Below are 13,909 nucleotides of genomic sequence, written 5' to 3' on the forward strand. Positions count from 1 at the left end.
CCTCACGTGCTCGTGAGGGGCCTTTCCCGTCCTGCTCAGTATCCCAGTGCCGACCGGATCTCCGGCTCGACGTCCGAGGTCGCCACGAACAGCAGCTCGTCGCCCGGCTCCAGCGGGTCCTCCGGCTGCGGCACGATCACGCGGTCGCCGCGCAGGATCGTGACGAGCGCGGCGTCACGCGGCAGCGCGATCTCGCTCACCGCCTTGCCGGCCAGCGGGGTCTCCTCCGGCAGCGTGAGCTCCACGAGGTTCGCCTGGCTCTGCCGGAACGTCATCAGCCGCACGAGGTCGCCGACGCTCACGGCCTCCTCGACCATCGCGGCGAGCATCCGCGGCGTGGACACGGCCACGTCGACTCCCCACGCGTCGGTGAAGAGCCATTCGTTGGCCGGGTTGTTCACGCGCGCCACGACCCGGCGCACCGCGAACTCCGTCTTCGCCAGCAACGACACCACGAGGTTCGACTTGTCGTCACCGGTGGCGGCGATCACCACGTCGCAGCGCTCGATCCCCGACTCCTCGAGGATCGAGACCTCGCACGCGTCGCCCAGCACCCAGTCGGCCTGCGGCACGCTGTCGGGTTCGAACTGGTCCGCCTCGCGCTCGATCAGCATCACCTGGTGCCGCCCGTCGATCAGCTCGACGGCGATGGAGCGCCCGACGGCGCCGGCACCCGCGATCGCGACCCGCATCAGTTCTCCTCCTCCGGAGCGCGAGCGGCCACGCTCGTCACGTCGCTGACGGTGCCGGAGCGGGCCGCGACGTACACGACGTCGTCGGCCTGCACCATGGTCTTGTTGTCCGGCAGCACGCCGTTGCCGAAGCGCATGATGAACGCGACCCGCGCGCCCGTGGCCTCCTGCAGCTCGCGCACGCTGCGCCCGATCCAGCCCTCGTGCAGCGGCAGCTGCAGCATCGCGACGTTGCCGGACGGGTCGCGCCACACGGAGGCGACGCCGTCGGGCAGCAGGGTCCGCAGGAAGCGATCGGTGGTCCACGGCACCGTGGCGACGGTGGGGATGCCGAGGCGCTCGTACACCGCGGCGCGCTTGTGGTCGTAGATCCGCGCGACCACGTGCTCGATGCCGAAGTTCTCGCGCGCGACCCGCGCGGAGATGATGTTGGAGTTGTCCCCGCTCGACACGGCCGCGAACGCGCCGGCCTCTTCGATGCCGGCCTCGATCAGCACCTGCCGGTCGAACCCGACGCCGACGATCTGCTGGCCGTGGAAGTCGCTGCCCAGCCTGCGGAACGCCTGGGGGTTCTTGTCGATCACGGCCACGTCGTGGCCGAGACGCTCCAGCGCCGCGGCCAGGGATGCGCCGACACGGCCACACCCCATGATCACCACGTGCACGCCTTGCCTCCTCGTAGGTGGGGGTAAACCCGTCCGTAGGTACCCTCGCGCACCAGCGCCGAACCTACCGTGCCGGGTGCCGGTTAGTCCCACCATCCTCCCCGCCGCCGCGCCCAACGGAGCAGCTTCGCTGCGCTGTAGATTCATCAACGTGTCGAAGTTCCCGACCGTGTTGAAGCGCCTGGTACTCGGACGTCCGTTCCGCAGTGACAGCCTCGGCCACACGCTCCTGCCCAAGCGCATCGCGCTGCCGATCTTCGCGTCGGACGCGCTCTCCAGCGTGGCGTACGCGCCGGAAGAGATCTTCCTGACCTTGAGCTTCGCCGGGCTGTCGGCGTACGCGTTCGCGCCCTGGATCGGCGTGGCCGTCGCGCTGGTCATGCTCGTGGTCGTGGCGTCGTACCGGCAGAACGTGCACGCCTACCCGAGCGGTGGCGGTGACTACGAGGTCGCCACGACCAACCTGGGCGGCAAGTTCGGCCTCACCGTGGCCAGCGCCCTGCTCGTGGACTACGTGCTCACCGTCGCGGTGTCCACTTCGTCCGGTGTGGCGAACATCGGCTCGGCGATCCCGTGGGTCGCCGACCACAAGGTGATCACCTCCGTGGTGATCGTCGCGGTGCTGTCCGCGCTGAACCTGCGCGGCGTGCGGGAATCGGGCAAAGCCTTCGCCATCCCCACATACGGCTTCATTCTCGGCATTCTGGTCATGGTCGTGTGGGGCCTGATCGAGGCCGCGACGGGCACGACCATGCGCGCCGAGAGCGCCGGGTTCACCCTGCACTCCGAGGGCAGCTGGACCGGGTTCGCGTTCGTGTTCCTCATCCTGCGGTCGTTCTCCTCCGGCGCCGCGGCGCTGACCGGGGTCGAGGCGATCAGCAACGGCGTGCCCGCGTTCCGCAAGCCGAAGTCGAAGAACGCGGCCACCACGCTGCTGCTCATGGGTGTGCTCGCGGTGACGATGCTCATCGGCATCATCACGCTCGCCGTGATCACCAAGGTCAACTTCGCGGAGAACCCGGCCGCGCAGCTCGAGGGCGCCCCGGCGGGCTACCAGCAGAAGACGATCGTGGCGCAGATCGCGCACGCGGTGTTCGCCGACTTCCCGCCGGCGTTCTACTACATCTCCTTCTCCACCGGCATCATCCTGCTGCTGGCGGCCAACACGGCGTTCAACGGGTTCCCGGTGCTCGGCTCGATCCTCGCGCAGGACCGCTACCTGCCGCGCCAGCTGCACACGCGCGGCGACCGGCTGGCGTTCTCCAACGGCATCCTGTTCCTCGCGATCTTCGCGCTGGTGCTGATCATCGCGTTCGACGCGGAGGTCACGCGGCTCATCCAGCTCTACATCGTGGGTGTGTTCGTGTCGTTCACGGTGAGCCAGGCGGGCATGATCCGGCACTGGAACCGCTTGCTGGCCAAGGAAAAAGACGGCGCCGTGCGGCGGCGGATGCGGCGTTCGCAGACGGTGAACGCGATCGGTCTCACGATGACCGGCACCGTGCTGATCATCGTGCTGATCACCAAGTTCCTGCTCGGCGCGTGGATCGCGATCGCGGCGATGGTGGCGATCTTCGTGCTGATGACGGCGATCCGGAAGCACTACGACCGGGTTTCCGAGGAGCTCAAGGAGCTCGGCGACACCCCGACCGTATTGCCTTCGCGCAACCACGCGATCGTGCTGGTGTCCAAATTGCACCGTCCGACGCTGCGGGCTCTGGCGTATGCCAAGGCGATGCGGCCCGACGTGCTCGAGGCCGTGACGGTGAACGTGGACGACGCCGACACCCGCCGGCTCACCGCGGAGTGGGAAGCGCACAAGTTCAAGGTGCCGCTGAAGGTCGTCGAGTCGCCCTACCGCGAAATCACGAAGCCGGTGCTGGACTACGTGAAGCGCGTGCGCGGCGACAACCCGCGCAACGTGGTCACCGTGTTCATCCCCGAGTACGTGGTGGGGCACTGGTGGGAGCAGGTGCTGCACAACCAGAGTGCGTTGCGGCTCAAGGGAAGGCTGCTGTTCCAGCCGGGTGTGATCGTGGCGAGTGTGCCGTGGCAGCTCGAATCGTCGGCGAAGGCGGCCGAGCGCGGACGCCGGGCGCGGCCGGCGGCCGGTGACGTGCGGCGCGGGTTCGCGGCGACCGGTGGCGCGATGGCAGGAAAGCCCGTGGAAACCCCCAAACCGGCCAAGGAAACTGCTGAATGACGGAGAACTGGCTCGGGCGTGTGCTCGAGCTCGAGATCGGCCCGGTCGCCCACGGCGGCCACTGCGTGTCGCGGGTGGACGGTCGGGTGGTGTTCGTGCGCCACGGCCTGCCGGGCGAGCGCGTGCGCGCCGAGGTGACCGAGGACAAGGGCGGCTCGTTCTGCCGGGCCGACGCGGTGGAGGTGCTCAGCGCTTCGGAGCACCGCGTCACACCGCCGTGCCCGGTGGCCGCGCCGGGTGGCTGCGGTGGGTGCGACTGGCAGCACGCCGACCCCGCCTACCAACGCTCGCTGAAGGCGGCCGTGGTCGCCGAGCAGCTGGAGCGGCTGGCGGGCATCACGCGCGACGTGGTGGTGGAGCCGCTCGACGGCGGCCCGCTCGGCTGGCGCAGCCGCGTGCGGCTCGTGGCCGGCCGCGACGGCCGCGCCGGGCTGCGCGCGCACCACAGCCACCGCGTCGTGCCGCTCGACGACTGCCCGATCGCGGTGCCGGGCGCGCTCGAGGTGGCGCTGGCCAAGCGCTGGCGCCCGGGCACCGAACTCGAGGTGACCAGCGACGGCGACCGGCACACGCACCTGCGTGAGGTCTCGACCGTCCACGGCCGCAACAAGTCCCGCCAGCTGTCCGGCGGCCTCGCCGTGCAGCACGCCGCGGACCGCGACTGGCGCTTCGACGCCCACGGCTTCTGGCAGGTGCACCCGCACGCGGCGGACACGTTCGCCGCGCTGGTGCGCGAGTGGGCCGAGGCTCCGCGCGGCGGCGTGGCGTGGGACCTCTACGCCGGCGTCGGGCTGTTCGCCTCGGTGCTGGCCGACCAGGTCGGGCCCTCGGGCCACGTGCTCGCCGTGGAGTCCGGCCGCCAGGCGGTGTCCGACGGCGAACGCAACCTCGCCGACCTGCCCCAGGTGTCGTGGCGCGCGGGCCGCGTCGAACACATCGTGGCCGACGCGCCGCAACCCGTGGACGTCGTCGTGCTCGACCCACCCCGCAAGGGCGCCGGGCGCGCGGTGGTCGACGCGATCGCGGCGGGTTCGCCGGACCGGATCGTGTACGTCGCCTGCGATCCCGCGGCGCTCGCGCGGGACCTGGCGACCTTCGCGGACCACGGGTATTCGCTCACCGACCTGCGGGCGTTCGACGCGTTCCCGATGACCCACCACGTGGAGTGCATCGCGCTGTTGCAGTAATTTGGCCCCGGCTCCGCCGGCGCGATCTCGCGGGTGGGTTGATGTCGGCTGCCGCAGCGATGGTCGATGCGAGACTGTCGGTGGCGCACGTCACACTGGTGGCATGGCTTTGCTCGACGATTTCGACCGCGCCGCGGCGGTGGTCCAGACGGTGGTTTCTTCCGTGCGCGATGACCAGTGGGTGCTGCCCACGGCCTGCGCGGACTGGGACGTGCGTGCGGTGGTCAATCATCTCGCGCACGGCAACGCGCGCGTGGCGGAGTGGGCCGTCGTGGGTCCGGCCGCCCCACCGGGCGACTACCTCGGTGCGGATCCTCCGGGCTCGTTCACGGCTTCGGTGGCGCGGGCGCGCGAAGTGCTGGCCGAGCCGGGGTTGGCCACGCGCCTGGTGACGACGCCGCTCGGTGACGTGCCTGGATCGTTGCTGGTCCACATGCGGCTCAACGAGTACCTCGCGCACGGCTGGGACGTCGCCGACGCCACCGGGCAGCCCACGGACTTCGTGCCCGACCTCGCGGAGCAGGTGCTCGAGTCCTGGCGCACGCGGTTCGGCGACCAGCCCCGGCCACCAGGCGGTCCGTTCGCGCCGGAACAGCCTCCACCACCGGACGCGGCGGCGGCCGATCGGCTCGCCGCGTTCCTCGGGCGCACTCCGGTCCGGGCGTGAGCCTCAGGCCTTGATGGCACCGGAGATCTTGGGCACGACCTGGGTGAGGCCGTAGGGCACGGAGAGGGCCGAGGGGAACGCCAGGGCGATCGCCGTGGTCAGGTCGAGGGCCACGTAGGAGCCGCGGCGGACGGCGGGGAGCTGCTGGAACAGGGGCAGCGCCTCGGTCTGCGCGCGGCTGCCCGGGGTGGTGTAGGTGAGCACCAGGACGTCGGCGTCGATGAGGTCGAGGCGTTCGGGGCTGATCTGCGAGCGGCCGGGGATGGAGGTCTGGGGCAGCGACGTCACCTTGGGCGAGAGCACCAGGCCGAGTTGGCCGAAGAACAGCGCCGAGGCGTCCTGGGCGCTGCTGATGGTGGTGATGGTGCCGTCGCCGGTGACCGGGCCGATGGTGAACGTGCGGCCGGCGAAGTTCGGGTTGGCGTCCTTCGCGGCCTTGATCTGCGCTTCGACGTCGGCCACGAGCTTTTCGGCCTCGGGGGAGCGGCCCAGGGCCGTGGCGACGCGGCGCGTGGTGACCTGCCAGGTGTCCTTGTTGTACCCGGAGGCGGACGACAGCGTCGGGGCGATCGCGCTGAGCGTCTTGTAGTCCTGGGCCAGCGTGGAGCGGTCGGTGCCGAGGATGAGGTCGGGTTTCAGCGCGGCGATGCGCTCGAAGGGCAGCTGCGTGTCGGCGAACAGCTCCGGCGGGTGGGCGCCCGCCTTGGCCTTGAGCCACGGCGACATCCCGCCGGGCAGGAACTTGCCCAGGTCGGGGGTGATGAGCGGCACGACGCCGAGCGCCACGGCCGCGTCGGCGTCGCGGTACTGGCCCACCGAGACCACACGCTGAGGCGGCCGCGGAATGGTCGTGGTGCCTTCCACGCCCTTCACGTCGACCGGGAAACCGGGCGCGGCCGGTCCGTTCGCCGCCGCGGGCTCCGCCGTGCTCGAACAGGCCGCCAGGGCGAGCCCCGCCGAAACCCCCACTGCGGCTTTGAGCACCCCGCGCCGCCCCACCAGGCCAGAAGTCATGCGGGCGATATTAGGTAAGCATTGCCTATTTTGGCAACGCCGCCGGTGGTCACGATGCGCCCGATGTGCTCAGCGCCTCTTCGACGCGAATCCCGCCACGAACCCCAACACCGTCAGCAGCGCGCCGACGCCGAGCAGCAGCCACGCGCCCAGCGCCGGACCGATGGCGACCGCGGGGAACTCGTCGGCCTGCGCCGGCAGGGTGCGCACGAGGTAGCGCACGGCGATGCCGGCCACCACGAGCCCCGGCAGTGCCGCGAAGGCGAGCGGTTCGTCGCGGTGGCGCCGCAGCGCGATCCAGGCCAGCGCGAACGCCGCCGCGAGCGCCAGCGCGCACACGAGCCGCAACGGCAGGCCGAGCTCGGGGCCGGGCTCGCTGCCCGGCAGGCGGTCGGCCAGGAAGTGCGCGGTCGGCAGCACCAGCGCCACCCCGCCCGCCACCGCGGTCGCGGCCACCAGCACCGCCCGCGTCCCGCGCAGCGACCCACCGCTCACGACACCTCCACCAGGCCTCGGGGCCCCGAGTCTACGGCCGTCGCCACCGGTTCCACTGCGTCCGGACGGACGCTTGTGGACGGTGCCGCTCACCGGAAACCCGGCACCCGGCCCGGCTCAGCGGTGGTCGTCCTTCACCAGGTCCGCGCACTTCTCCCCGATGGCCATCGTGGTGATGCACGGGTTCACCGCGACGAGGAACGGCATCACCGACGCGTCGGCCACCCGCAGCCCGTCGATCCCGCGCACCCGCAGGCGGGCGTCCAGCACCGCACCGGGGTCGCCGTCCGGACCCATCCGCGCGGTGCACGCGGGGTGATACACGGTGTTGTGGGTCTTGCGCAGGTAGTCGGCGATCTCGTCGTCGCGCACGCACTCGCGCCCCGGCGAGAGCTCGATTCCGGCCCACTCGTCCAGCGCCGGCTGCGCCGCGATCTCGCGCGCCAGCTTCACGCCGTGGGTCATCACGCGCAGGTCGTGCTCGTCGGTGAAGTAGCGCGGGTCCACGCGAGGCTTGTCGCGGAAGTCGCGCGTGCGAAGACGGACGGTGCCGCGTGAGCGGCTGCGTGTGACGTTCGGCGTGAGGCAGAAGCCGTTCTCGGTGGTCGGGTAGCCGTGGCGCAGCGTGTTCAGGTCGAACGGCACGGAGCCGTAGTGGAACATCAGGTCCGGCCGGTCGAGACCCTCCTCGGTCGTCGTGAAGATGCCGATTTCCCACCACTGCGTGGATTCGGTGACCATCGGCTGCAGCGCGTCCCACTGGACCAGGCCTTCGGGGTGGTCCTCGAGGTTCGAGCCGACGCCGGGGGAGTCCACGAGCACGTCCACGCCCACCTCGCGCAGGTGCTCGGCCGGGCCGATGCCCGAGAGCATGAGCAGCTTCGGGGTGTCGATGGCGCCGGAGCTCACGATCACCTCGCGCCGCGCGGTCACCGTCGTGTGGTGGATCAGGTCCGGCGCCAGGACCTCGACGCCGGTGCAGCGGCGGCCGTCGAACAGCAGCCGCTTGGCCCGGGCGCCGGTGCGCACCTCGAGGTTCGTGCGCGAGTCCAGGATCGGGTGCAGGTAGGACACCGACGCCGAGGACCGCACGCCGTCCTCGCGCGCGTTGATCTGGAACCAGTTGGCGCCGTGGGTCACCGTGCGGCCGGAGTTGAACTCCGTGGTCGGGATGCCGGCCTGCTCGCACGCGGCGAGCATCGCGACGCCCGCCGGGTCGCGCGGCGGCACGGAGCGGATCGTGACCGGGCCCGAACGGCCGTGGTGCTCACCGGGCCCGTCGTTGGTCTCGAGCCGTTGGTAGAGCGGGAAGATGTCGGCGGCCGACCAGCCGGGCAGGCCCAGCGAAGCCCACTCGTCGAGGTCTTCGGCCGGCGCCCAGAACGCGATGCACGAGTTGTGCGACGAGCAACCGCCGAGCACGCGCGCGCGGGCCTGGCGCAGGTAGGAGTTGCCGGCTTCCTGCGGCTCCACCAGGTAGTCCCAGTCGTAGCCGGATTCCAGCAGCGCCATCCACTTCGTGAGCTCCAGGATCGCGGAATCGTCCACATCGGACGGTCCGGCTTCCAGCAGGCACACGGTCACGTCCGGGTCCTCCGACAGCCGGGCCGCCACCACCGAACCCGCCGTGCCGCCGCCGACCACCACGTAGTCGAACTCGTTCACCGGGACTCCTCCTCTTGGGCAACGGAACTCGCCACCGCGGCGTGGCCGGCGAGCACCCCGACGCGGTGGCGCTGCACGAACCAGTAGTAGGCGAACCCGCCGGCCGCGAACACGCCGACGAAGAGCACCGAACTCCACCGCAGGTACCAATGGAACGGCGGGGACGCGTTGTAGATCTCCGTGCGCGGCCACGCGAGGTTCACGGTCATGCCGACGCCCCACAGCACCGCGAGCACGTTCACCGGCAGGCCCCAGCGCCCGAGCGAGAACCGGCCCGCCGCGCCGTCCTTGCGCGGCCAGCCGCCGCGCAGCCGGCGGATCAGCATCGGGACCGTGACCAGCAGGTAGGCCAGGTAGATCAGGATGATCGCGAGACTCGTGACCGCCGAGAAGATCTGCGTCGAGTTGATGTTCACCAGCAGCAGCGCGACCGCGAGCACGCCGATCACGATCGCGGGCAGCACCGGGGTGCCGGTCTTCTTGCTCACCCGCGCGAGCCGCGAGCCGCCGGGCAGCGCGTTGTCCCGCGCCATGGCGAAGGCGATGCGGATCGCGGCGGTGTGCACGGCGAGCACGCACACCGTGATCGCGATGAACACCACGAACAGGAAGATCCGGCCGATCGCCGGGCCGAGCGCGTCGGTGAGCACGAACTGCAGGCCGACCGTGCCGAGCTCCGGCGCGTGGATGTTGCCCACGGCCATCAGCGCGAACAGGATGATGAGCCCGCCGAGCAGGAACGACGCCACCAGCGCGCGCATGATCGCCTTCGGCGCGTTGCGGTGCGGGTCCACGGATTCCTCGCCGAGCGAGGCCGCCGTGTCGAACCCGTACATCACGTAGGACGACGCGATGGCCGCGATGAGGAACGCGCCGAGGTAGCCGCCCGCGTGCCCGGCGCCGGTGCCGTTGGTCTCGGTCACCACGCCGGGGCCGCGTACGAAGTGGAACGCCAGGAAGATCACCAGCAGCACCGCGAACAGCAGCTCGATGAACACGCCCGCGCTGTTGATCCGGGCCATCAGCTTCACGCCGAACGCGTTGACCAGCGTGGTGAACACGATGAGGCAGCTCGCGAGCAGCACGCCGTTGGCCGCGTCGCTGGAGCCCGAGCCGTCGCCGATGAACTGGAAGAACGCCGTGATCTGCGGCAGCGTGCGCTGGTAGGCCAGCGCCGTCGCGGAGATCGACACGATCGAGGCCAGCAGCATCATCCAGCCCGCGAGCCAGGCCACGTGCGGGTTGCCCAGCTTCTTCGCCCAGTTGTAGACCGAGCCGGCCACCGGGTACTGCGCGGCCAGCTCCGCGAAGCTCAGCGCCACCATGAGCTGGCCGGCGAACACCATCGGCCACGACCACCAGTACGCCGGCCCGCCCTGGGAGAGGCCCAGGTAGGACAGCTGGAACACGCCCGTGAGCACCGAGATGTAGCTGATCCCCGCGGCGAAGGTGTGGAAGCTGCCCAGCGTTCTCTTGAGCTGGTTGGTGTAGCCGAACTCGCTCAGCTCGTGGTCGCTGGTGTCGGTGCTCACGGGCACTGGTCCTTTCGGTGGTTCTCGATCGGACTAGGGCTGGGGCCGGGCGGGTCAGCCGGCGAACCACCTCTGCGGGCCGGGGCGCAGGTTCTGGTAGATGTGCTTGGCCTCGGTGTACTCGGCCAGACCGGTGGGGCCCAGCTCGCGGCCGAAGCCCGACTGCTTGTAGCCGCCCCACTCGGCCTGGGGCAGGTAGGGGTGGTAGTCGTTGATCCACACGGTGCCGTGGCGCAAGCGGTTGGCCACGCGCTGTGCCTTCGCGGCGTCGTTGGTGAACACCCCGCCGGCCAGCCCGTAGTGGGTGTCGTTGGCGATGCGCACGGCGTCGTCCTCGTCGGTGAACGTCTCGACGGTCAGCACCGGTCCGAACGACTCCTCGACCACGGCGTGGCTGCCCTGGCGCACGTTGTCGAGGATCGTGGGCAGGTAGTAGAACCCGTTCTGCAGCGCGGAATCGTCGGGCCGCTGGCCGCCGGTGCGCAATACCGCGCCCTCTTCCAGGGCATTCGCGACGTAGGCCTCGACCTTTTCCCGGTGCGCCGCGGAGATCAGCGGCCCGGTCTCGGCGCGCTCGTCGAACGGCCCGCCGAGGCGGATCCGCTCGGCGCGGCGCACCAGCTCGGCCACGAACTCGTCGTGCCACTCGCGCTGCACGATGAGCCGCGCGCCGGCGGAACAGACCTGGCCGGAGTGCAGGAACACGGCGGTGAGGGCGTAGTCCACGGCGGTCTCGAAGTCGGCGTCGGCGAACACCACGTTGGGGTTCTTGCCGCCGAGCTCCAGCGCCACCTTTTTCACCGTCGCGGCGGCGGTGGCGGCGATCACCCGGCCGGTGGCCAGACCACCCGTGAACGAGACGAGGTCCACGTCCGGGTGCTCCGAGAGCGGCGCGCCGGCTTCCGGGCCCGCGCCGAGCACGAGGTTGGCCACGCCGGCGGGCAGGCCCGCCTCGGTGAGCAGCTTCATGAGCAGGATCGACGTGTGCGGCGTGAGCTCGCTGGGCTTGAGCACGAACGTGTTGCCCGCGGCCAGCGCCGGGGCGACTTTCCAGATGGTCTGGAGCAGGGGGTAGTTCCACGGCGTGATGAGCCCGCACACCCCCACCGGCTCGTGCACGATCCGGCTGAACGCGTCGGCGCTGCCGGTGTCGACGACCCGGCCGGCGTCGTTGGCCGCGAGCTTGCCGAAATACCGCAGGCAGGCGGCGATGTCGGCCATGTCGTAGCGGCTTTCCACCAGGCGTTTGCCGGTGTCGAGCGATTCGGCGCGGGCGAAGGCCTCGGCGTCGCGGTCGAGCAGGTCGGCCGTGCGCAGCAGCAGGTCACCGCGCTGCGCGGCGGGGGTCGAGGGCCACGGGCCGGTGTCGAACGCGCGCCGGGCGGCGGCGATCGCGGCCTCGGTGTCCTCGCGCGTGGCCTCGGCCACCTCGGCGACGAGCGACCCGTCGGCCGGGCACCGGATTTCACGTCGGCCACCTGCCTTCGCGTCCACCCACTCGCCGTCGATGTACAAGTCCGCCATGAGGTCCTCTCGATCTTGGTCCGGTTCGGATTATCAGGGCCACTCGCGGTAGCCGCGACTTGGCCGAAGACTCCATGTTCACACCCGACCGTGGAGTTGCGCCGGGGGTCGCCGTGTGATCCGGGACGCGGGTGTCGCGGCGGTGGTGGCGCGGATCCGTAGACTGGCCGGAACTGGCGGGAGCGAAGGGAACCAGGCGAGGTGGAGTTGTGACGATGCTGGACTCCGTGCACGGACCGGCGGACCTGAAGCGCATGAGCGTCGAGGACCTCGACGAGCTGGCCGCCGAGATCAGGGATTTCCTCGTCGAGAAGGTGCGGCGGTCCGGGGGCCACCTCGGTCCGAACCTGGGTGTCGTGGAGCTCACGCTCGCGCTGCACCGGGTGTTCGATTCACCACGCGACGCGATCGTGTGGGACGTCGGTCACCAGGCGTACGTGCACAAGATCGTGACCGGCCGGCACGCCGAGTTCGACAAGCTGCGCCAGCTCGGCGGGCCCACGGGGTACCCCTCGCGGGCCGAGAGCGAGCACGACCTGGTGGAGAACAGCCACGCCTCCACCGCGCTGTCCTATGTGGACGGCTTGGCGAAGGCGTTCGAGCTGTCCGGGGGCGCCCCGCGCCACGCGATCGCGGTGGTCGGCGACGGCGCGCTCACCGGCGGCATGTGCTGGGAAGCGCTCAACAACATCGCGGCGAACCGCGACCGGCCGGTCGTGATCGTGATCAACGACAACGGCCGCTCGTACTCGCCGACCATCGGCGGCCTCGCCGACCACCTCGCGGCGCTGCGCCTGCAGCCCGGCTACGAACGCCTGCTCGACGGCGGCCGCGAGATCCTGCGCAACACGCCGGTGGTGGGCAAGCCGATCTACGCCGCGCTGCACGCCGCGAAGGCCGGCATCAAGGACGCGCTGAGCCCGCAGGTGATGTTCTCCGACCTGGGCCTGAAGTACCTCGGCCCGGTCGACGGCCACGACCTCGTGGCGCTGGAGAAGGCGCTGCAGAGCGCCCGCGCGTTCGGCGGCGCCGTGATCGTGCACGTGGTCACCGAGAAGGGCCACGGCTACGCGCCCGCGGTGAACCACCAGGCCGACCAGATGCACCAGACCGACCCGATCGACCCGGAGACCGGCCTGCCGCCCGTGAAGGGCCCCAGCTGGACCGGCGTGTTCGGCGACGAACTGGCCAAGATCGGCGCCGAGCGCGAGGACGTGGTGGCCATCACCGCGGCCATGCTGCGCTCCACCGGCCTGGAGAAGTTCTCCGAGAAGTTCCCGGACCGCTGGTTCGACGTCGGCATCGCCGAGCAGCACGCCGTCACGTCGGCGGCGGGCCTCGCGATGGGTGGGTACCACCCGGTGGTGGCGGTCTACTCCACGTTCCTCAACCGCGCGTTCGACCAGGTCCTGATGGACGTCGCCCTGCACCGCCAGCCGGTGACGTTCGTGCTCGACCGCGCCGGCATCACCGGCCCCGACGGCCCCAGCCACCACGGCATGTGGGACCTCTCGCTGCTCGGCATGGTGCCCGGCATGCGCGTGGCCGCCCCCCGCGACCCGGGCTCGCTGCGCGAGGAACTGCGCGAGGCCGTGGCCGTCGCCGACGGCCCGACGGCCCTGCGCTTCTCGAAGGGCAGCGTCGGCGCCGACCTGCCCGCCGTCGAACGCCTCGGCACGGTCGACGTCCTGCGCCGCCCGCGCGACTCCTGCACCACCGACGTGCTCCTCGTCGCCGTCGGCTCGTTCGGCAAGCTGGGCCTCGCGGCCGCCGACCGCCTCGCCGACCAGGGCATCGGCGTCACGGTCGTGGACCCCCGCTGGGTCGTCCCCGTGCCGGCCGAACTGGTCGCCCTGGCGGAACAGCACAAGCTCGTGGTCACCGTCGAGGACAGCGGCCGCCACGGCGGCTTCGGCTCCGCCCTGGCGGCAGTCCTGCGCGACGCGGACTGCGATGTGCCGCTGCGTGACCTGGCGGTGCCGCAGAGCTTCCACGACCACGGTTCACGCGACGAGGTGCTGGACCGGGTGGGCCTGACCGCCCAGGACGTGGCGCGGCGCATCACGGAGTGGGCGTCCGGGCGGCTGGGTGTGGCGCAGGATGTGCCGGCGGAGAATCCGCGGGGCTGAGTTTTTCAGGGGGTAGGGAAAGGCGGCGAATCCTTGCGGGTTCGCCGCCTTTTCTGTTGGCATATTCCTTTCTTGGCGCGTCGTGAATTGTTGTCACCACGACGAACAGTTCGCTTCCCGATCCGGCAATCGGCTC

At 70.9% G+C, this 13,909-nt stretch carries 11 protein-coding genes; 4 read left to right on the top strand and 7 right to left on the bottom strand.

The window, feature by feature from the left end:
* Positions 1-35: 35 nt before the first annotated feature.
* Together VSH64_RS02385 and VSH64_RS02390 are read right to left on the bottom strand one after the other, a co-directional pair.
* The gene (locus tag VSH64_RS02385; RefSeq protein WP_326833794.1) at positions 36-692 is read right to left on the bottom strand and encodes a potassium channel family protein; all 657 of its coding nucleotides are present in this window, start codon (positions 690-692) and stop codon (positions 36-38) included.
* Positions 692-1,357, bottom strand: coding sequence for a potassium channel family protein (locus tag VSH64_RS02390; RefSeq protein ID WP_326833795.1), 666 nt, complete (start codon positions 1,355-1,357; stop codon positions 692-694). The genes VSH64_RS02385 and VSH64_RS02390 overlap by 1 nt, the downstream gene beginning before the upstream one ends.
* A gap of 151 nt (positions 1,358-1,508) precedes the next feature.
* Here VSH64_RS02390 and VSH64_RS02395 point away from each other — a divergent pair, with 151 nt between their 5' ends.
* From VSH64_RS02395 to VSH64_RS02405, 3 genes are all read left to right on the top strand, one after another.
* Complete coding sequence (locus tag VSH64_RS02395) at positions 1,509-3,560, top strand: APC family permease (protein ID WP_326833796.1); 2,052 nt, start codon at positions 1,509-1,511, stop codon at positions 3,558-3,560.
* Entirely contained in the window at positions 3,557-4,747 is a 1,191-nt protein-coding gene (locus tag VSH64_RS02400; protein ID WP_326833797.1) for a class I SAM-dependent RNA methyltransferase, read from the top strand. The genes VSH64_RS02395 and VSH64_RS02400 overlap by 4 nt, the downstream gene beginning before the upstream one ends.
* Positions 4,748-4,850: 103 nt before the next feature.
* On the top strand, positions 4,851-5,414 hold the full coding sequence (locus VSH64_RS02405) for a TIGR03086 family metal-binding protein (protein WP_326833798.1): 564 nt from the start codon (positions 4,851-4,853) through the stop codon (positions 5,412-5,414).
* A gap of 3 nt (positions 5,415-5,417) precedes the next feature.
* Here the strand turns inward: VSH64_RS02405 and VSH64_RS02410 are convergent, their stop codons facing one another.
* The 5 genes from VSH64_RS02410 to VSH64_RS02430 all read right to left on the bottom strand — a co-directional run bounded on the left by VSH64_RS02410 (position 5,418) and on the right by VSH64_RS02430 (position 11,644).
* Positions 5,418-6,428, bottom strand: a complete 1,011-nt coding sequence (locus VSH64_RS02410) for an iron-siderophore ABC transporter substrate-binding protein (RefSeq protein WP_326833799.1) — start codon at positions 6,426-6,428, stop codon at positions 5,418-5,420.
* Between the two features lie 69 nt (positions 6,429-6,497).
* A complete protein-coding gene (locus tag VSH64_RS02415; RefSeq protein WP_326833800.1) occupies positions 6,498-6,923 on the bottom strand; it encodes a hypothetical protein in 426 nt (141 codons plus the stop codon).
* Positions 6,924-7,040: 117 nt separating this feature from the next.
* Positions 7,041-8,588, bottom strand: a complete 1,548-nt coding sequence (locus VSH64_RS02420) for a GMC family oxidoreductase (protein ID WP_326833801.1) — start codon at positions 8,586-8,588, stop codon at positions 7,041-7,043.
* Positions 8,585-10,120, bottom strand: coding sequence for an APC family permease (locus VSH64_RS02425; RefSeq protein ID WP_326833802.1), 1,536 nt, complete (start codon positions 10,118-10,120; stop codon positions 8,585-8,587). The genes VSH64_RS02420 and VSH64_RS02425 overlap by 4 nt, the downstream gene beginning before the upstream one ends.
* Before the next feature lie 54 nt (positions 10,121-10,174).
* Positions 10,175-11,644: an aldehyde dehydrogenase family protein gene (locus VSH64_RS02430; RefSeq protein WP_326833803.1), complete on the bottom strand. Its 1,470-nt coding sequence runs from the start codon at positions 11,642-11,644 to the stop codon at positions 10,175-10,177.
* Between the two features lie 209 nt (positions 11,645-11,853).
* On the opposite strand from VSH64_RS02430, the gene dxs reads away from it, so the two are divergent.
* Positions 11,854-13,773, top strand: coding sequence for a 1-deoxy-D-xylulose-5-phosphate synthase (gene dxs / locus VSH64_RS02435; RefSeq protein WP_326833804.1), 1,920 nt, complete (start codon positions 11,854-11,856; stop codon positions 13,771-13,773).
* The last annotated feature ends 136 nt before the right edge of the window (positions 13,774-13,909 follow it).

It is taken from the genome of Amycolatopsis rhabdoformis, from assembly GCF_035918295.1.
Classification (GTDB): Bacteria; Actinomycetota; Actinomycetes; order Mycobacteriales; family Pseudonocardiaceae; genus Amycolatopsis; species Amycolatopsis rhabdoformis.

Bases quoted from the DNA above. Each gene is read 5' to 3' on its own strand.
- VSH64_RS02405 (WP_326833798.1), top strand. From the start codon at position 4,851: ATGGCTTTGCTCGACGATTTCGACCGCGCCGCGGCGGTGGTCCAGACG.
- VSH64_RS02400 (WP_326833797.1), top strand. From the start codon at position 3,557: ATGACGGAGAACTGGCTCGGGCGTGTGCTCGAGCTCGAGATCGGCCCG.
- VSH64_RS02410 (WP_326833799.1), bottom strand. From the start codon at position 6,428: ATGACTTCTGGCCTGGTGGGGCGGCGCGGGGTGCTCAAAGCCGCAGTG.
- VSH64_RS02385 (WP_326833794.1), bottom strand. From the start codon at position 692: ATGCGGGTCGCGATCGCGGGTGCCGGCGCCGTCGGGCGCTCCATCGCC.
- VSH64_RS02430 (WP_326833803.1), bottom strand. From the start codon at position 11,644: ATGGCGGACTTGTACATCGACGGCGAGTGGGTGGACGCGAAGGCAGGT.